This window comes from Paenibacillus nasutitermitis, assembly GCF_014641075.1.
Classification (GTDB): Bacteria; Bacillota; Bacilli; order Paenibacillales; family Paenibacillaceae; genus Paenibacillus_Z; species Paenibacillus_Z nasutitermitis.
Genome location: NZ_BMHP01000001.1, coordinates 2,007,444 through 2,025,828, shown reverse-complemented (window position 1 = coordinate 2,025,828; position 18,385 = coordinate 2,007,444). Strand labels below are relative to the sequence as shown.

Annotated in this window: 16 protein-coding genes; 4 read left to right on the top strand and 12 right to left on the bottom strand. The window is 48.0% G+C overall.

The features are described 5' to 3' along the window. The first annotated feature begins 382 nt into the window (after nucleotides 1–382). Both IEY46_RS08585 and IEY46_RS08580 read left to right on the top strand, forming a co-directional pair. A complete protein-coding gene (locus IEY46_RS08585) occupies nucleotides 383–2,491 on the top strand; it encodes a PrsW family glutamic-type intramembrane protease (protein WP_229750147.1) in 2,109 nt (702 codons plus the stop codon). 16 nt (nucleotides 2,492–2,507) lie between these two features. Continuing rightward, on the top strand, nucleotides 2,508–3,008 hold the full coding sequence (locus IEY46_RS08580; protein WP_188990982.1) for a hypothetical protein: 501 nt from the start codon (nucleotides 2,508–2,510) through the stop codon (nucleotides 3,006–3,008). Nucleotides 3,009–3,095: 87 nt separating this feature from the next. On the opposite strand, the gene IEY46_RS08575 is transcribed toward IEY46_RS08580, so the two are convergent. From IEY46_RS08575 to IEY46_RS08555, 5 genes are all read right to left on the bottom strand, one after another. Beyond that, complete coding sequence (locus tag IEY46_RS08575) at nucleotides 3,096–4,013, bottom strand: aminoglycoside phosphotransferase family protein (protein ID WP_188990980.1); 918 nt, start codon at nucleotides 4,011–4,013, stop codon at nucleotides 3,096–3,098. A gap of 207 nt (nucleotides 4,014–4,220) precedes the next feature. Beyond that, nucleotides 4,221–6,176: an Ig-like domain-containing protein gene (locus tag IEY46_RS08570; RefSeq protein WP_188990978.1), complete on the bottom strand. Its 1,956-nt coding sequence runs from the start codon at nucleotides 6,174–6,176 to the stop codon at nucleotides 4,221–4,223. Between the two features lie 247 nt (nucleotides 6,177–6,423). After that, nucleotides 6,424–7,650, bottom strand: a complete 1,227-nt coding sequence (locus tag IEY46_RS08565; protein ID WP_188990976.1) for an epoxide hydrolase family protein — start codon at nucleotides 7,648–7,650, stop codon at nucleotides 6,424–6,426. Nucleotides 7,651–7,695: 45 nt separating this feature from the next. Next, nucleotides 7,696–8,142 (bottom strand): MarR family winged helix-turn-helix transcriptional regulator, encoded by a 447-nt coding sequence (locus IEY46_RS08560; RefSeq protein ID WP_188990974.1) that lies wholly within the window; start codon nucleotides 8,140–8,142, stop codon nucleotides 7,696–7,698. 156 nt (nucleotides 8,143–8,298) lie between these two features. After that, on the bottom strand, nucleotides 8,299–8,787 hold the full coding sequence (locus tag IEY46_RS08555) for a DinB family protein (RefSeq protein WP_188990972.1): 489 nt from the start codon (nucleotides 8,785–8,787) through the stop codon (nucleotides 8,299–8,301). 196 nt (nucleotides 8,788–8,983) lie between these two features. On the opposite strand from IEY46_RS08555, the gene uraA reads away from it, so the two are divergent. Together uraA and IEY46_RS08545 are read left to right on the top strand one after the other, a co-directional pair. After that, on the top strand, nucleotides 8,984–10,270 hold the full coding sequence (uraA, locus tag IEY46_RS08550; RefSeq protein WP_188990970.1) for a uracil permease: 1,287 nt from the start codon (nucleotides 8,984–8,986) through the stop codon (nucleotides 10,268–10,270). Between the two features lie 71 nt (nucleotides 10,271–10,341). After that, a complete protein-coding gene (locus IEY46_RS08545) occupies nucleotides 10,342–10,566 on the top strand; it encodes a helix-turn-helix domain-containing protein (protein ID WP_188990968.1) in 225 nt (74 codons plus the stop codon). A gap of 4 nt (nucleotides 10,567–10,570) precedes the next feature. Here the strand turns inward: IEY46_RS08545 and IEY46_RS08540 are convergent, their stop codons facing one another. The 7 genes from IEY46_RS08540 to IEY46_RS08510 all read right to left on the bottom strand — a co-directional run bounded on the left by IEY46_RS08540 (nucleotide 10,571) and on the right by IEY46_RS08510 (nucleotide 18,357). Beyond that, the gene (locus tag IEY46_RS08540; protein WP_188990966.1) at nucleotides 10,571–11,332 is read right to left on the bottom strand and encodes a sensor domain-containing protein; all 762 of its coding nucleotides are present in this window, start codon (nucleotides 11,330–11,332) and stop codon (nucleotides 10,571–10,573) included. 539 nt (nucleotides 11,333–11,871) lie between these two features. Continuing rightward, nucleotides 11,872–12,960: a PdaC/SigV domain-containing protein gene (locus tag IEY46_RS08535; RefSeq protein WP_188990964.1), complete on the bottom strand. Its 1,089-nt coding sequence runs from the start codon at nucleotides 12,958–12,960 to the stop codon at nucleotides 11,872–11,874. 152 nt (nucleotides 12,961–13,112) lie between these two features. Continuing rightward, nucleotides 13,113–14,030: an NAD(P)/FAD-dependent oxidoreductase gene (locus IEY46_RS08530; RefSeq protein ID WP_188990962.1), complete on the bottom strand. Its 918-nt coding sequence runs from the start codon at nucleotides 14,028–14,030 to the stop codon at nucleotides 13,113–13,115. A 79-nt stretch (nucleotides 14,031–14,109) separates the two neighbouring features. Then, complete coding sequence (locus IEY46_RS08525) at nucleotides 14,110–14,511, bottom strand: RrF2 family transcriptional regulator (protein ID WP_188990960.1); 402 nt, start codon at nucleotides 14,509–14,511, stop codon at nucleotides 14,110–14,112. 248 nt (nucleotides 14,512–14,759) lie between these two features. After that, nucleotides 14,760–15,587, bottom strand: a complete 828-nt coding sequence (locus tag IEY46_RS08520) for a carbohydrate ABC transporter permease (RefSeq protein WP_229750209.1) — start codon at nucleotides 15,585–15,587, stop codon at nucleotides 14,760–14,762. A gap of 68 nt (nucleotides 15,588–15,655) precedes the next feature. Continuing rightward, on the bottom strand, nucleotides 15,656–16,513 hold the full coding sequence (locus IEY46_RS08515; RefSeq protein WP_188991814.1) for an ABC transporter permease: 858 nt from the start codon (nucleotides 16,511–16,513) through the stop codon (nucleotides 15,656–15,658). 116 nt (nucleotides 16,514–16,629) lie between these two features. After that, a complete protein-coding gene (locus tag IEY46_RS08510) occupies nucleotides 16,630–18,357 on the bottom strand; it encodes an extracellular solute-binding protein (protein WP_188990956.1) in 1,728 nt (575 codons plus the stop codon). Nucleotides 18,358–18,385: the final 28 nt, after the last annotated feature.

The following is an 18,385-nucleotide window of genomic DNA, read 5'->3' as shown; positions in this document are numbered from 1 at the left end:
TCCTCCTTATGAATGTCATAGCTGGTTCTATTCTTTCACACTATACAGTCGAGCTGTATATTTCCATAATATATAGTTGAACTGTATACGTCAAGGCATGTTGAAAAATAGAGCATACTATTTAATATATCACCCTGGATTCCCGGGAATTTATCGACCATGTCCACCAGATTTGAGACCTGCGCCTTTTGTCATATTTTCTCACAATGTCTATAATACTAGTATTCCTTGTCAGCTAAGTTGCGGGACCTACTCGATAAACCGCAGCTCCGATCGATCGGCAACCTGGTTCTCATCCGTGTATTTTTGCTTTACGGCCGGACCCTCGTCAAGGGAGACGTCCCGTTCGCATGAGGCCGGTTTCCCAAGGAGGCGAACATAAGTGAATTCAATCTGGTCCATTCGAACTGGGATTCGGGATTACCTTGAGTCTATCTTTCGAACATGCCGAAGATGGATTGAGAAATATCCGTATATCAAAACGGCTTATACGATTTTTTCCTGGCTGTCGCTTATCATCTTTGTTTTAAGCTTGTTTTTCGTGAAAGATTCGCGTACCATGATGGTTCAATATTTATGGTCCATTTATGTGCTGCTGCAATTTTGGTTTCTGTGCCGGAGCAAGACACTTCCGTGGAAACCGATCGTTTTGTTCGTTCTAGCAGGTGTTATTTTGGTCGTACCGTTAACGACGCTTACCGTCAATATCTTTCATGGCCTGTTCGGCGGCACCACCTCCGACACTTGGTCTGTTGCTGTCATCACGCCTATATTCGAAGAATTATGGAAGCTTCTTCCGCTGGGCCTTTTCCTGTTCTTTTCACGTCGGGCTTCCGCCTTGAGCTTAAGCGATTACACGCTCATAGGTGCAGCAACTGGCGTCGGCTTCCAATTGATGGAAGAGCTCTCCCGAAGGTGGCTCAGTTCCGGCCCCGGGGATTACAGTTCAACATGGCTGGGCGGGAAGACAATCCATTGGGATTTTTTCACGCTGTTTCCCGGATACTTCGAAGAAAGCTTTTTGCCTACGCTTATGACGGTCAGTCATCCCGTACATACGGCCATGATCGCTCTGGGATTCGGAATTGCGTTCCGGCTGCGGACGAGACTGACGAAATGGGTCTTTCTCTTCCCTGTCGTGCTTTTGCTCTGGTCCATTCTGGATCATGCGGCTTATAATGGCCAATTCAAGCTGCCCGACTGGGTATTACGGATTCATGATTGGACTGGAAGCGGCTATAAAACAAAGCCGGCCTTACTGTTGATGCTGGCCGCATCGCTTATTGCCGATTACATGGCGTTAAACAAGATACAGACACGTCTTCCGTCGCTGCCGAACGAGACTTTTCTAAATCCGCTTTCTGAGCTGTTCAACATGACCCGCTCTATCTGCCTGGAACGGAGTAAATTCGCATACTGGCTAGGCTTTTACCGGGAGCGCAGAGAGCTTGGATTTCATTTGCTTTATGGGAATGAGGAAGCGGCAGGCCGTCAGGAGCCTCTCCAGGCCCGGGTGAAAGTTCTTTATCAGGCGTTGACGGGACTTGCTGTCATTTTGCTGCTGGCCGCTGGCTTATTTGCAAGCATGGGGACCCTTACGGATGGAAGCGAAACGTCCTGCTACGCCTGCATGTTTGATTCGCTGCAGAATTGGTGGGATCGGCTGGAATGGTATGAACAAGGTGCGATTATACTCGGAGCCATTGCCTTGTCGATGCTGGCCGTCGGATTCTTCCCGGCTCTGGGCATCGCGTTGACAGGAGCAGGAATCGCCGGAAGCGGTCATGAAATTGCCGGTTATATCCGCGATCCGAAGAGACTGCTGACTCCCGAAAACATGCTTTCCGTGGTTGCAGGTATTATTCTAAGTAGAATTCCTTTTGGCAAAGGGCTTAAATGGTTAGGCAGCAAAGGCCGCGGCTATGTGCGCAAGCTATTGGATAAGATCGGCAAACGGAAGTCGGATGTCGATGTACCGGTTAGGCCCAAACCGCCACAGCTTAAAACCGAAGAGGTTATTGCTCCGCAAAGCGGGAAAGCCATCAAGGTATTTACGGACGGCAACACGATCGTACCTGTTGATAAAATAGAAAAATATTTGAGAGGCAAGGTCAATGTCAATATTCAGGATGTGAAGCAAGAGATTCGCGATTTGAAGCAATTAAAACAGACACAGCGGAAAGTATTTGATGCTGACCCCAAGAACGCATCCCGTCTTAAAAGTCTTGAAAAAATGAAACATAATTTTGAGCGCTCGGATGATATGAGGAAAAATCTCGAATCTGTAGGGCTTGATGATACAATAGAAAATAACCAGTCCATTGCAAAGCATTTAATGGATGTGGGTAAACAGGTAAAGCCTGATCATACGCTGGATGTCCCAAGCGTGCTTGAGGGTCCGAGTGGCAAACTCAAGACATTATCAACGTGGAAGATGGTTGACGGCAAACCTTATTTAGTAACGGTCAAGCTGATCCCAATGACGAGTTAGGATATGGAGGTGCAAGATGGAAAATAACGATCCGATGGTAAACGCAACCGCTCTGGACAGAATCGTTAATTATGAGGATTATATTTCCGGTATGAATAATGACGAATTGATGGTCATTATAAACCGTCTGGAAATATTTGAAGAAGCCGCGGCAGCTTTAACGGAATTATCTATAAGAGATACAGAAGCAGCAGTACCTTCCTGCTCGAAGATACTGGCAGAAAACCTGGGAGATGAATTCCTCCAAGCGGTTGCATTTAATCTGCTTTATGAAGGTGATGCTGAGCTCGCGATGGAGATCATTCGCAAACAGGTGTCACATGCTCCTGCCGCATTATTAGGGGCCATGATGGATAACTTGTCCACGGATAGTCTGCAACCCGTTGGACAGTCGCTCCCATCTTCGTTTCTCCGTTCCGTAGTCGACCGATATCAAGCATTAAATGATACGGACCAGGAACGTATACTTGAGAATTATGAGTGGTTTCAGGAATCCTATAAGGACAAATTGATGTAGTCAGACTAATGTCACATTCGAAAAAGGACAGAACGAATGAAATTATTCGATCTGTCCTTTTCTTGTGATGACCTGAATTTCCTCCAATCAAGTACCCAACAATGATTCTGCAAAAGCAACCGTTCTGAGCAGACCAGGATATTCCTCCGGTGTTGAGCCGTCTTCGACGCTCCAGCAAATCCCCATCGCGGTTTCAACATAAAGGCATTGTTTTAAGATAGCGTTTGGAATCTGAAGGTTTTTTTCCAGGATAGCTATGATTTCGTTTATTTTCCTATAGGTTTCCGCCGTTATTTCATCGTCAAATTCATTGAGGATAAAACGAGGTATATCAAATACAGGGTCGCCTAGTACACCTTTAGGGTCGATTATGATGTACGCTCCTTCTTTTCCCAGCAAAATATTATCATGATGGAAGTCGCCATGCAGCAGCATCGTTTGAGAATACAAAGCGGATATCGAAGTGTGAATATCTTGTGCTTTTTTCATATGCCCATATAATTCTATGCAATCTTCCCGCTTGCTCATGTATTCCGTTATCCTGCCAACCCACCCTGAATAAGCTGGATAGCTGTTCTCCTTGTCAGGGGGTAGATGCAGGCCATCATAGAGCGAACAAAATACTGCAAGTCTTTGGTGCAGATTAGTTTCTTCCCTTAAAGGCTTTCCTGGCTCCACACACTCTTCGAGAAGAAGGGCGTTCTCAATATCAGCATCTATGACTTTGCAAAACCGTTTGCCGTTATAGTGACGCAGCGTATTAAATTCTGCATTTATTTCCCCTGAAGAAGGCCTGCCTATTTTCAACACAACACGACCGTAGTTGGCTGCATGACATTTAAAAACCAGATTTGCCGAATAGGAAGGAATAAGCTCAAAAGAAGTTAATGTCCACTTATGCGCAAAACGTTCCATTTTCCTCGCAACGTCCTCATAAAATTCACGGCCAAAATGCTTGATGATATTTTCGGTTTCCTGTTCTTTAAAAATATAAGGCTTGTTCATACTTTGTGCTCGACCTCCGTCCCTTCATCAAATGATGTAAGATGATGCGATATCTATCCCTTATTATATATTACAGAATTGTCTTGGGTGGAAAAAAGGAATCTGCAGCGCCTACGGCACAGCAAATTCCTTTTGGATTAACTATAAACAGAATCATTTTAATCTGCGAAACTTTCTGTAGAATTCTGCTGATGAATGATTAGATGGTCAGCGTTTGACTGTGATCGTCAAGGACCGCTCCACACCGCCATACGTGACGGTAATGATTGCTGTTCCACGCGATTTTGCAGTGAGTTTCCCCCCTGCCTTGACGGTTACGACCGAAGGATTGGAAGAGGCATATTCAGCCGAAGAAGTTACCTCACCCCACTCCCCGCTGCTGTGAAAAGCATACACAACGAGCTGCCTGCTCTTGCCGACCTTCATCTTCTCGTTCTTAATCAGAAGGGCCAGCTCTTTGACGATATCAGCCTCAGGTTCAACACGAACCTGCAGATCAGCGGATTTCCCGCCGTAGACAGCTGTTATTACGGTGCTCCCTGCAGCTATGGCATCTATGCTGCTCTTATTTGCCGCTACAGCAGCCACAGATGAATCGGACGAGGAAAATTCACTATCCATCGTGACATCCCGCTGCGTGTCGTCGCTGTAGAGCGCAAATACGGTGAACGGTTCGGCATTGCCTGCTGTCATGTTCAACGAAGCAGGCGAGAAACGAAGCGATTGCACGGTAGGCGGCTGGTTCTCAATCGTAACTTGAACAGACGATTGTTGGCCTCCATAGGTGACAGTAATGACGGCCGTACCCGAAGCCAGCGCGAGGACCGCACCATTATCGGATACGGATACGACAGCAGCGTTCGATGTCGTATAAATAGCGGTTTGTGTAACGTCTTTCGTTTGTCCTCCGGCATATTGGGCCGTCACCGTCAATTGGCTTTCATCCCCTGTCTGCAAATCCAGATTGCCTGGATCCACAAGCAGCGATTCGGGATTTTCTTGGCCTGCTCCCAACTGGTACACAACCGAATCTGTCAAGAAACGCCAGCCGCCGTCGATCCATTTCGCGCGGCCTGATGGAACTTCGACACTCTCGCGTTCCCCCGTTGAAGGATTAAGCCGGTTTAATTCATAACGGGTGGCCCCATCCTCCACTTGTCCGTATACAACTTCGCCTGAAGGAGATACCGCTATTACCCTATTGGTTCCGGGTTCCGATACGATGGAAGTCTCAATCCATTCCGGGGAACGAAGCCATAATGTTGAATACCGGCCGGATTCGTCCATTTTAGGATAGACCGACCATCCTTCTGCTATAGCGAATCCTGTGTTTCGGAGAGTTTCCTGGTAATAATACAAATAATCATCATAAGGACCCGCCAAAGTAACCAGTTGTACCCCGGCAAGCAGCTTCACGGCAGGATCAGGATTATAGGAGGTGAACATGATGGATGTTCCATCCACCTTGACTTCGGAATTATCCTGATCGTTGAGATCCGGCTGTGTGAGAGGTTCTGTCAGCGGTTGACTCTGACCGTCCTTATACCGGAACAGCTGGCCGACAAACGAATAAGCCACCGTGCCATCCTCGCTAACATCATACCCGCCAAGCGGATAATAATGATTTTGCGGATTTACGATCGATTCAATCTGGTTGCCGTGGCGCAAGCGAAGGCCGTTCGTACCTGGACTATCGAGTGAACCGTCGTCTCCTGAACTGTCGTAATAAACGAGGTAAGGTCCTTTGGATACCCAGCTGTATGCCTGCAGTGTTTGAAGTACACCATTTCTGAACTCTTTGGATTCACCAGACACCCCGGGCAGATGGAACAAAGCTCCCTCCTCTGTCAATTGGGCTTTATCCGGCCTTGCTGTAATTCCGTTTGCAATGATTTCGGAAGCGCTGCCATCAATAGCTGAAATCGAAATCGTCTGATCCAGCGGTTGATAGACAAGTGCCTGCAAGCCATCATAATCCAGAATGATTCCATCTGTCTGATAGATTTGCTCGAACGAGTCCGCAGCTCCCGCCCCTGTAATCAATGACGCTGGTTCATCCGTCCCTTTACCTTCCGCCGCATACCCTGAAACTGGCATCAGCAATGTCAGGACCAGACAGAGTGACAGCCACGCCCGCAAGCGCCAATCTTTTAGCAAACTCATGTTCTGCATACCTCCTCGGCGACTTTAAGTCTATGATTTCATAACCTAATCTAACATACTTACAAAAATCTTACATGGGAATATATGCCCTCTTTATCCGGTTCAATGGATACAGACTAAAAAAACAAAAACACCTGATTTTCTCCTTACTCGAAGAAAATCAGGCGCCTTTTAAGATGGATATGTACCGCCCATCAACCAGTTCAACGATGAATCGCGCGCAGGGAATTCAGTTACTAATAAATGCTTATCGCCGTCCACGGAAGGTGCGGCGCAGATCCTCCACCCATTTGTCCGGTATTTCCCAGGGGATGAAATGACCTCCATGCTCATGAACCGCGATATTGACATGGTTGTACCACTGCGCCCGGTCACTGTCGAGGAAGCTCTGAATGCGATTATCGGTCGTTATGCCAGGGGGATTCTCGTAACCCACGAAAGTTATGCCTGTTGGCGCTTCCACTACCGGCCAGTTGTTATGTGTAGGCGTCCATGGATAGCGATTAGCATTCGCATAGTAACGCATCGAGGTTTCGATCGCGTTATTCACCCAGAAAATCGTCGCATGAGTGAGTAAATCATCTTTCGAAAAGACTTGCTCGATGTTCCCGTCATTATCGCTCCATTTCGTCCATCGTTCAAGGATCCATGCAAGCATTCCTGCCGGCGAGTCGCTGAGCCCGTAGGCAAGCGTACCCGGATCAAGCACATGTACGGCCAGGTGAGAGGCGAAACGGCGGTCAAGCTTCAGAATCCCGGCGCGTATATCCTCGGGGAGGTCGTCAGGCAGGGGCTGTCCGCCCGAATAATCCCAAGCGCGATCACCATTAAAGAAGCTCAGCTTTAGCGCGGAACCGATATGGATGGCGTGAAGTTCGCTGCTATATTTGTGCCCGAGTTGACCTGTCACGAGGGCACCGATGTCACATCCCCCTGCAGCGTACTTATCATAGCCAAGGACGTTTGTCATAAGCTCATGCCATAGATCGGCGACTTTCCAGAAGTTCATATCCGGATTGTTCGGCAGAGGAGTCGAGAAACCGAAACCAGGCAGCGAAGGTATAATGACATCGAAGGCTTCAGCCGGATCGCCGCCGAAGGCGCCGGGGTCTGCAAGTTGATCGATGACCTTGGACCAATGCCAGAACGTCCATGGCCACCCGTGGGTCAGAATCAATGGAATTGGTTTGGGACCCACTCCGGGCTTGCGCATAAAGTGCACCGGAACCCCATTCACATCCACATTGTAGTGCTCATAGATATTGATCGCAGCTTCGGATTTGCGCCAGTCAAATTCATTGATCCAGTAATCAACCAGTTCATGCAGATAACTTTTGCTGACACCATAGTACCAATCGTCATTGCCGGCATCAAGCGGCCATCTGGTGGATTTCAGCCGGTCTTCAAGATCAGCAAGCTGCTCATCGGGAACGTAGATAGGAGTCGGTTCAAGCGCGAAATAGGATTCATTCAAGAGTTTTCCTCCTCTAAGTTTGAAATGGATGACTCGATTGAGTGTTCATAAAGACCGTCCAAGCTGAGCCAGATGCGTCAGTGCGGGGAGTGCGGAAGCGATCGCCTCTCTCTCCTCGGGAGCGAGTCCTTCAAAAAAACTGGCGATACGCTTCATGCGATCGGAACGGCGTGAGTCAATGATCCCCGCGCCTAGAGCTGTGATGTGGACCAGGACTGCGCGTCCATCACTTGGATCCGGTTTGCGCTCAACCAGCCCATCGCGTTCGAGCCTGGTGACTAACTGTGTAATTGCAGATTGTGTCACCTGTTCAGTAGCAATCAAATCGTTCAGCCTCATGGGGCTTTTGTGTGACAGCGTGTGCAGGACGGACAGTGTAGTGAAGCTTAACTTCTCTATGGTTGGCAACCGAATGAAAATTCTTGTAAAGTCCTCGATTACCATGGCAAAGTCCTTAACGATCATTTCGTTAACGTCTGTTTTAGGTTTCATAAATAAAATTATATCACAAATTTATATAAATTGCTTATGTAAATTAAATCGACCCAACCATTGCGGCAGAAATGGATATACAAATCGTCAGAATATGACCCATAAGGCCACGTTCTGACGATTGCGAAGAATATCATTTATTTTCTCGACAGCGTGTTAATTCTCGTCGGCGGTGGGACCATATATGGAAGGGACCGGAACCTCAAGCAGCCGCAGATAAACCGTTAATTGTCCGCGGTGATGGTACCAATGGTTGAACATTAAAGTACGAACGACTTCAATTCGGGGTACCTCCATAATGGCGACACCTTTATGAGTGAGCTTCCATGTCTCCGTAAGTCCGGCTTCTCCCCATGCGAGCAGCATGTTTTCAGCAATGATCCTGTAATGATCAAAAGTCGAGAGGATTTCACTGAGCGAGGCTGCCTCAGGCAATGGAATGACCGGGACTTCGCGAATCGGTTCATTCAGAAATTCCGCCAAGCCGCCCGGCAAGCCTGCGATATGCAGAGCTAACATGCCTAATGACATTGACTTTTCATGCGGCTTCCAGGATAGCTTGTCAGTTGGTACCCTCTCGAGTATTCTCCGGGTTGCTTCCGCCTCCCCTTTCAGCTCAGCGATTAATATATCGGTCATATTCATATGTGCTTCCTCCTCGGTATCCTTGATTAAGCTAACCATACCATGTTCCCGCTCTCGAAATTTCTCCTCAATTGCTAAACAGAGCCTGGAGCGGATTGCTTCCAGTCTCGACTCCCGGATATTTTAGCCTTGGTACATGCAAGAGGGGAAAAATATGATACTATAATTGAGTTGAAAATACATAAGGAGGATCCCCATGTCCCGCATCATTCAAGTGGATGAACGCCCATCCATCGGCCAAAGCATTCCGCTAAGTTTGCAGCATCTGTTTGCCATGTTTGGCTCCACCGTTCTGGTTCCTATATTATTCAAAGTGGATCCGGCAACCATATTGTTAATGAACGGAATCGGTACCTTGCTTTACATTTTGATTACGAAAGGAAGAATTCCGGCTTTCCTGGGCTCTAGCTTCGCTTTTCTCTCACCGGTTTTCTTCGTTATTGGCTCCAAAGGGTATAGTTATGCGCTGGGCGGGTTTTTGGTTGTCGGCGTGATCTTCACCCTTGTGGCTTTATTGATCCGGGTGGTCGGGACCAGATGGATCGATGTCGTATTCCCGCCGGCAGCAATGGGAGCAATAGTCGCCGTTATCGGATTAGAGCTGGTTCCGACAGCATCCAGCATGGCAGGATTTATCCGTTCCAGCGACTCGCCGCTTAACTGGACGCCCGATCCAACCTCCGTTACGGTCGCTGTTTTCACTTTTTTGGTTGGTGTGCTGGGTTCCGTTGTGTTTCGTGGTATCTTAAAGGTCATTCCGATCCTGGTAGCGATCATACTTGGCTATATACTTGCTGCCATGCTTGGTCTCGTACATATAGCAGATACATGGCAGTCGGCTGAGTGGTTCAAGTTCCCTACTTTTTACAGGATGAAATTTGATTGGTCGAGCATTCTGATTATCGCCCCTGCCTCCCTGGTTGTCATTGCCGAGCATATCGGTCATTTGATCGTAACCGGTAATATGGTAGGCAAAGATTTATCTAAAGAGCCCGGTCTCAGCCGGTCGCTGCTTGGAAATGGCGTTTCGACGATGTTATCTTCTGTTGCGGGGTCAACGCCAAATACGACCTACGGTGAAAATATCGGTGTTATGGCAATCAGCCGGGTCTACTCGGTTTGGGTAATCGGCGGAGCGGCGGTTTTTGCGATCGTCCTCTCCTTTGTGGGCAAATTAGCGGCTTTGATTCAAAACATTCCGCAGCCGGTCATGGGTGGTGTTTCCCTATTGCTGTTCGGTGTAATTGCGGCTTCCGGGATCCGGATGCTTGTGGAGTCCAAAGTCGATTATTCGAAACCGGTCAATTTGATCCTGACGACCGTTGTTCTTGTAATCGGCCTCAGCGGTGCGACCTTGAAGTGGGGAAATTTCGAACTGAAGGGTATGGCATTGGCAACGGTTGTATCGATTCTGCTTAGTTTATTTTTCAAACTGCTGGAGATCATGAATCTTTCGAATGAAAAAGCAGAAAATAAGCACTAGGTATGCTAAATATGAAAAACCCTTCAATCTCAAATTGAAGGGTTTTCGTTTGGAAACGGGGTTTTAGCAGCATGAAAATCGAATTAGGGAGCTGCCTGCTTGCTCTACGGCTGCAAGAAGCAGGTATGACGTTAGACGAGCTCGCCAGCATGTTATTCTATAAGCCAGAGCGCTTAAACGATTATATCGACAAGAAGCGGATCATGCCTTTGAAGACAGCCATTTCTATCGCCGAAACACTCCGTTGTGGTGTAACCGATCTGTACGAATTAATTCCCGTTTCTCCTACTATCTAAAAAGCTAGAGCTTGTTGATCAGCTGCATCATCTCGGCACGGGTGGCTGAGTCCTTGGGATCAGGCCGTCCTCCGTTCAGTCCCGAGACCAATCGGAGCTGATGTGCGTCAGGGTATTGCTCCTGGGGCGACTCCTCGTATTGCGACACTGATGCAGGTTGTTCATTAGTATGCAGACGGTCCGAGCCGGCAATCTCTTGCAGCCATGAGGCATAGAATCTGCCGAGTACCCGCAGAGTCAGGGGCAGCAGCAAGGCGAATAATACGCCAATGCCACCGACTACCCAAGATTGCTGGTAGGGTTCCAGATTCGGCAGCTTTCCATTCCAGGTCCAGTTCCAGGTTGTCGGGAACAGATTGAAATCGTACATTCGCAGGCTCACCTCATATGCCAGCGGCGATAGCAAGAGTGCCAAAACAACGGCAGGCAGCACAATTGCGACCGTAAATGCGGCAATCCCGATTGGCAATTGTAGAATGCTGTATAGCAAACCTCTATAGGAGCGACCTTGTCCCAACACGGACAAAAAGGATTTTAATCCCCGTTGACTCCCGGCAACTTCCGAACTTCCCTTCGCTTCAAGATGAACAGGCTTTCCCTTGATCCAGCTTGATGCGTATTCATGCTCCGATTCCATCATTCTCCGGCAAAAGACAAGTGTTAGAGTAAGTAAAGGCAGTCCGACTATAAGGACCGAGAGCGGCAGACTTATCGCTAAACCTGCAACAGCCACGGCGAAGGAGACTATTCCCTTTGGCAATGACATTACGAGCATTTTCCATGCTTGGAAAGCAGTATGTTTCATAGGATTCAACCACTCTTTCTGATTTGTTGCTTCTATTGTAAACGTAAACCTCCCTCAGCGGCATCCGTTCCGAGTCTGAAAAAAGACCAGACCTCAGTCTAGTTCCTGCTTTACAAATCGATATCAATAAAAATAACCCGAACGCCAGAACCCGGCATTTGGATTAATTATTTTTGTTCAGTTATGTTCTGTTAATGCTATGCGTTCTCATATCTTGGTCGGGCTGGATCACAGTCCGTGGCTTCCCCTGCACCGCATTGAGACAAGGCTTGCTTGTTTAACTACTCGAGTCCGGAACCCGCATTCTGCATACGTGCCTGTAGGCCTACTTCCTTCTTCTCCACTAAAATCAAATTTATGTATAAAGGCAGGCCAATAAAAAAAAGGAGGCACAGCCTCCTTTCCTCATCGTGCTTGAATGTATGAAAATCCCTTTCGATCAAGATGCGGCTGGACGACCAGAAAGATTCCGGTGTGCGTAATGGAGAACCAGCATCCCTTTATTTAAAGTTTGAATAAGGAATGACAAACTCCGGCATTCCCTCCGCATAGGAGGTGTATTCATATTGCGTGAAGTAAATCACGACCCCGTTATGGTTAAGGAAATAATCGCGGTCTGCTTCGATCGTCTTGAAGGGAGTAAGCAAAGGAAGCTTCCTGCTTTTAATTTGTTCATTAATCTTGTTATTGATAATTGATATATAATTTGCATTGCCTTCTACTACATCCTTCAATGAGAGCAGATTGCCCGTTGTCAAATCAAATGTGTAAGGAACGCGAGAGGTAATTCCATGCGCCCCTCCCATATCAATATAATAATCCACGTATAGGCTTAGTTTTCCATTCTCATTCGCCGTTACTGTATATCTGCCGTCTAAGCTGGGCTGCCGGACCGTGGCCTTGGGATCTTTGGCCAGGATTTTGTTGTTTTCCTGCACAGCCGCATTCATTTCCTTCGATCCGTCTGCTACATGCTTGTCTGCCTGCTGTTTGAGAAAGGCATTAATCTTCTGTTGGACTTCCGAATTCTCATATCCGGAGATCACAGGATAATAAACCGATAGGGACTTGCCGTCTCCGTCAGCGCCGATAACTTCTGATCGTATGCGCAAATCATTTTCTGAAATCTTATCCATACCTATTAATTTGGTATCGTTCTCGTAGGAAATTTCATAACCCATACGCTCCAACAGGAAACGAAGCGGCAGATAGGTTGTATTATCCTGCACAATCAAGGGAGGTCCGAAGATCAATTGGTTGTTGAGTGTTATGGACTGGTTCTTCAGGTTAATCTCAAGCAGCCGGCCATTTCCTGTTATCTTAACCGTCTGGGTCGCCTTATTATAATCGGTAACCAGACCCAGGGCCGTATTCAGGCTACGCAGCGCAATGTAGGTTGAAGAGTCATTATTGATTGTTCCGATGCTTTTTTTTAGGCCTTCAATACGAAATGGCTGCTCGATAATCTTAAATTTTGAACTCGCCGCCGCCGCCGTATGATCACTAAACGACATGGCCATAGGCGACGCTAGAATAGCAGTAGCCAGTACTAGTGGAAGCACCTTTCTTTTTTTGTGCGTATTTTTCATTTTTCATAAACACTCCTTTGATTTGTGGTGTAATCTGAGCTGCTAAAATCCGGCCGAATTTCATACAAAGGGTGACGAGGAAGCATTCCAGCTCCATCTTTGCCTATTTGCTTCGTTAGAACTTACCATAGATGGATGAGGCTTTCAACTTGTCAAGGCTTGCTAATATCCCAATTAGCTATGGCCAATTCATTGTTAATACCGATACCTGCCAAGGCGCCCATGGATGCCGCTGTTATAGCTTGGTACATTTCCGTTGCCGCGTCACCCGCACTGTATATTCCCGGAATATTCGTTTTGCCTGTAGAATCCACGATGACGGTTCCTAATTCAGAGATCATGCAGCCTATTGCTTGCGGCAAAGAGGACCCGGCAGCAAGCTTGGGACCAAAAAATATTCCGGTGCAAGGAATGATAGTCCCATCCTCCAGTACAACATGCTCAACCTGGCCATCTCTGGATTCAATATTCCGAATGGGGGAGTCGAATACAGCGACATGATGGAGGGATAATTCTTCCCGCTCCTCGTTCGTCAGTTCATCAGGACCGTTGGTGCAGATTGTATATTGGCTCGTCCACCCGGCTATCAATTTAGCCAGATGCAGCGCATGCGCCCCTTTGACAATCAAGACCAGCGGCTGGTCTCTTAATTCCCAGCCGTCGCAGTATGGACAGACAAAGGCGCTTTTGCCATACACGGGTTCCAAGCCGCTGATATTCAGGGGAAGATCCTTCTTGCCTGCAGCAAAGAGAACCTTTCGGCTTTGATATATAGTACCCTTAGTTGTTGCTATTTGAAAACCACCATCTGTTCCTTCAATCGATTCAGCAGCATCCTCTGCGAAAGAGACAGATGGATAGCGGCCTATTTGTTCTTTCGCTATTCTCCGAAATTCACTTGGACTAATTCCATCCCGGGTCAGAAAACCGTGCGTTTCGCGGGTAACTCCATTACGCGGACGCCCTTCATCAATGACAATTACCTTTTTTCTTGCCCTGCCCAGCACAAGAGCCGCATTCAGACCCGCTGGTCCCCCGCCGATAATGATACAATCATACATCATGTTCATTCTCCTCTTCGTTTGCTCCATTTTAATAAAGTTATAATGGATCGATTATGTCTTTAATTAAGCCAGTAAAAAGGACGGATTATAACTCCGTCTTCATTACATTAACCAAATCCCCTAATTTCTTTTGATCCAAATACTGCTCCATCTGCCGCTCGGCTTCGGATACAACCTGCTGAATCAGACATTCGCTTCCGTGTTCCAGGCTGCATTCGAATAAAGAAGCGGTTCCTTCGATCGCGTGGATAACATCGAGAAAAGAGATTTCATCCTGTTTGCGTCTGAGACGGTAACCGCCATTTGCACCGGGTGCGGACTGAATCAGACCGGCTTTGACGAGCTTGGTCATCATCTTGGATAGATAGGTTTGCGAAACGCCCAGCCTTCCTGCAAGCAGTTGTACGCCCACAGGCTTATCAGGAGCCGCGCTTATCAGATATAACATCGCATGGAGCGCATAGTCGGTTGCCTGGGAATATTTCAAATTCGCACCTCCATTAAAGATATTATGGATCTATAATAACTCATTTTTTCGAAAATGGAAAGTACCAGCTGCAGCTTGTCGTTCTAAATCGAGATGACGACTATAGAGGCGAGTGGACGGAAATGACTCCAGTTATACCGCGAACGAACATCAACGGTACAAACAGGACCACCCGCTGAATGGGTGGTCCTGTCTTTTTGCCTTACGCTGTGTACGATTATACGATTTGTGACGACTTCCCTCAACTTCTATTCCTTCACACTCCCCAGCACAAGCCCTTTAACGAAAAAGCGCTGCAGAAAAGGATAGACAGCGATAATCGGGAGCGCTCCGAGAAAGATCTGGGATGCCTTCACGGTCCGGTCGGAAATCGTCGTCATGAACTGCGCCGTCTGCGAGTTGATTTGGGTCAAGTCGCTCTGGATGACAATCGTCTGCAGGTATGTCGAGAGTGGATAACGCTCTGGAGAGTTCATCAAGATTAGACCGTCGAACCATGCATTCCAATGATAGACGACGGTAAGCAAGGTCAGCGTCGCAAGAGCGGGCAAGGACAACGGCACATAGATGCGCCATAACGTCGTCATATAACCGGCGCCGTCCATAAAGGCGGACTCCTCCAGCTCCTTGGGCAGCCCGCGAAAGAAGTTCAACAGCAGGATCACATTAAATACCTGAACGGCTCCCGGCAGGATTAATGCCCAGATCGTGTCCATAATCCCGGTCATCTGGACGGTGATATACCACGGAATCAGACCGCCGTAGAACAGGATCGTAAAGACGAAATACCAGGCATAGAACGTCCGGGACCGGAAGTCCGTACTCATCTTCGACAGCGGATAGGCGGTCAGGATGGATAGAATCATGCTGATTGCCGTGCCGAGCAATGTCCTCTGCAGTGTGATAAGCACGGAATCGAAAAATTGATCGTTCTGCAGCACATACTTGTATGAGTTCAGGCTCCAATCCACGGGCCACAGCGAAACCTCGCCTGCGGCTGCAGCCGAGCTGGAGCTGAACGATAGCGCCCATATATGGATAACGGGAATAACGCATAGGAGCGCCAGTATTAGCATAAAGACTATATTCAAGGCGTTGAACACGAGGTTGCCCCGGTTTAATTTTGTTTCCAATGTTCTGCCTCCTAGAAGATCCGGTAATTGGCGAAGCGATAGGCTGCCCAATAGGAGCATGAGATCAGGATGAAGGATACGACCGATTTGAACAGTCCAAGGGCGGTCGCGACGCTGTAGTCCGTATTCTGGATACCTATCCGGTAGATTAACGTGTCCAGTATATCTCCGCTTTGATAAACGGTTGGATTATACAAATTGAATACCTGATCGAAGCCGGCATTCAATACATTTCCGAGGCTCAGGGTTGCAAGCAGTACGATGATAGGCACGATGCCCGGTAAAGTAATATGAATCGTCTGTTTCCAACGGTTAGCTCCATCCATAAGGGCTGCTTCATAGAGCGAAGGATTGATGCCGGTCAGCGCCGCCAGAAAGATGATTGTACCGAATCCGAATTCCTTCCATACGTCGGATAAAATCAATACTGGAGGAAACCAGGCGTTGCTCCCGAGAAAATAAATCGGATCCAGCCCTACGGCTGTCAGTACGTGATTGACTAGGCCATCGGAAGGGGACAAAATATCCGTCAGAATCCCCGCCAGAATGACCCATGAGAGGAAGTGAGGCAAATAAATGAGCGTTTGCACCCATCTCTTGACGATAACAAGGCGCAATTCATTTAGCAGCAAAGCCACGATCAAAGGAACAACCAGGTTGGCTATGACCTTCAACCCTGCGATATATAACGTGTTTCCGATCACATTCATCGTATCGGGAAGGCTCAGAGCGTAAGTAAAGTTGTCCCACCCCGCCCAGGGAGAATTGAGAAATCCCTCCAAAGGGCTGTAGCGTTGAAAAGCGATCACAAGGCCCGCTATTGGTAAATAGCTGTATATAAGAACGAGCAGAAATGCCGGGAGCAGCATCAGATGCAGCGGTAATGTTCGAGTTCTTCGGTTCACGCTTCATTCGCACCTTCCTAGGATAGGAAGAGAAGATTGAGCGAACCCAATCCTCTCTATCCCCCAAAAATATGATTACCTTATTGTTGATGCGACTTCCACTCATTCACTTCGTTCGTGATCATGTCGCCGCCCAGTTCCTTCCACTTGCTGATAAAGCTGTCGTATTCCTCGGCCGGAGCCGCTCCCATAATAATTCTCGTCACGATTTCTTTCTCCATCTTCTGCAATGTGCTCCACTTCTCATTCATCGTCTTCGTCGGAGCCCCGTAGAACTCGGGCAGCATGTAGTTCTGGTTGTATTGCTCCCAGATGACATAAGAGGAATTCTCGGCGCCGCGCTGCTTATTCGTTGCCCATTGTGTCCGGTCGCCCTTCATGAAGCTCTGGATCGTATTGTAATAATCCAGTACATCCGGCTGCAGGCTTGAGGAATCTCCAGAAGCCAGTGCTTCCCTTAGTGCCTTGGCAATTGTGAGATCATAGTTGATCGGAATCATGCCCATCGTCGCGGCTTGGCTGAACATCGAGACGATTTGATCGCCGGTACTGTCATTATTGAAGTTCTTGAAATCCTCCGGCGAGGTAGAATTGAACTTTTCGAAGTACAGGTTGACCATCTTGACCAGTGCTTCCGGATTGGCGAAGTCCTTGCGTACAACCAGATACGTACCCACGTTAAACGGAACACCTACCAATGCTTGCTTGTCATCCGCCGAGAGGATGGGGAACGGTTTCCAATCCATCTCCGGATTTTTCTGTACACCATCATTCAGCGGGTAATAGCTGCTCCAATTTATCCCTGAGATGATGCCCAATTTGTTCTGGGCGATGTCTTCATTGATCTTGGAAACGTCCTTCACGCCGAATTCCCTGTCAATAACCCCTTTTTTATACAGCTCGTTCAACTTGGCAAGCACCGTCTTAATCTCAGGCTGGATACTGCCGTATGCGAGCTGCCCGGAAGCATCCTTCACCCACAATCCCGGATAGGCATGATAGCCCTGAAAGAATCCTTCGGCGCCTGTGTTCTCTGAGTAGATCTCCTTATTGATTGCAATCCCGTAAGTGTCATTCTTGCCATTGCCGTCGGGATCGTTGTTTGTGAACGCCTCGGCGATCGCCCATAGATCGTCCATCGACTTCGGCTCGGGAAGATTAAGCTTCGTGAGCCAATCCGTACGAATCCATATCATCTGCGCCGCGCCAAGGTCTCCTCCGCGCAGAACCGGCAGCCCGTACAGCTTGCCATCCTGAGTGGCTGACTTCAGAGCAAGCCCCTTGTCCCGGCTATAATTCTCTTTAATCTCGTCTGTTGCAGTCTGTTCGTAAATCTCAGACAGGTCCGCAAGCTTCCCCGCCGCAGACAATTGGGCAAACTGCTTGCTGTCGACCGTGAAGATATCTGGCAGCTTGGCTGAAGCGATATTGACGTTCAGCTTCTGAGTATAAGGACTCGGGCTGCCGTCGCTGCTTGCGGTGAATGAGTATTTGACATTAATTCCTAGTCGCGATGCGTACTCCTTGATCCATGGATTGTTGCTGATGTCTTCTCCAGGTCTGAACTTATTAGCCTGGCTTATTCCTCTGGCCATACTGATCTCGATCGGCGGATCGTAAGCTGCCATCGGATCGGCGGTCACGTCCGGCTGTTTCTTCTCATCCCCGTTTCCGGCTGCCTCGTTCGTCGATCCGGTCGTTGCATTCCCGCTTTTTCCATTCCCGCTCCCGTTATTACTGCAAGCGGACATTAGCAGGCTGGAGCAGATCATTACAGCAGCCACTGCCTTCAATAGCTTTTTTTCCATCGTATACTCCCCTTATGTGCAGTGTGTC

What these genes read in the sequence shown, in the direction of transcription:
- IEY46_RS08580 (WP_188990982.1), top strand. Translation starts at nt 2,508, where the DNA reads ATGGAAAATAACGATCCGATGGTAAACGCAACCGCTCTGGACAGAATC.
- IEY46_RS08575 (WP_188990980.1), bottom strand. Translation starts at nt 4,013, where the DNA reads ATGAACAAGCCTTATATTTTTAAAGAACAGGAAACCGAAAATATCATC.
- IEY46_RS08570 (WP_188990978.1), bottom strand. Translation starts at nt 6,176, where the DNA reads ATGAGTTTGCTAAAAGATTGGCGCTTGCGGGCGTGGCTGTCACTCTGT.
- IEY46_RS08560 (WP_188990974.1), bottom strand. Translation starts at nt 8,142, where the DNA reads ATGAAACCTAAAACAGACGTTAACGAAATGATCGTTAAGGACTTTGCC.
- IEY46_RS08555 (WP_188990972.1), bottom strand. Translation starts at nt 8,787, where the DNA reads ATGAATATGACCGATATATTAATCGCTGAGCTGAAAGGGGAGGCGGAA.
- uraA (WP_188990970.1), top strand. Translation starts at nt 8,984, where the DNA reads ATGTCCCGCATCATTCAAGTGGATGAACGCCCATCCATCGGCCAAAGC.
- IEY46_RS08545 (WP_188990968.1), top strand. Translation starts at nt 10,342, where the DNA reads ATGAAAATCGAATTAGGGAGCTGCCTGCTTGCTCTACGGCTGCAAGAA.
- IEY46_RS08540 (WP_188990966.1), bottom strand. Translation starts at nt 11,332, where the DNA reads ATGTCATTGCCAAAGGGAATAGTCTCCTTCGCCGTGGCTGTTGCAGGT.
- IEY46_RS08535 (WP_188990964.1), bottom strand. Translation starts at nt 12,960, where the DNA reads ATGAAAAATACGCACAAAAAAAGAAAGGTGCTTCCACTAGTACTGGCT.
- IEY46_RS08530 (WP_188990962.1), bottom strand. Translation starts at nt 14,030, where the DNA reads ATGAACATGATGTATGATTGTATCATTATCGGCGGGGGACCAGCGGGT.
- IEY46_RS08520 (WP_229750209.1), bottom strand. Translation starts at nt 15,587, where the DNA reads ATGCTAATACTGGCGCTCCTATGCGTTATTCCCGTTATCCATATATGG.
- IEY46_RS08515 (WP_188991814.1), bottom strand. Translation starts at nt 16,513, where the DNA reads ATGCTGCTCCCGGCATTTCTGCTCGTTCTTATATACAGCTATTTACCA.
- IEY46_RS08510 (WP_188990956.1), bottom strand. Translation starts at nt 18,357, where the DNA reads ATGGAAAAAAAGCTATTGAAGGCAGTGGCTGCTGTAATGATCTGCTCC.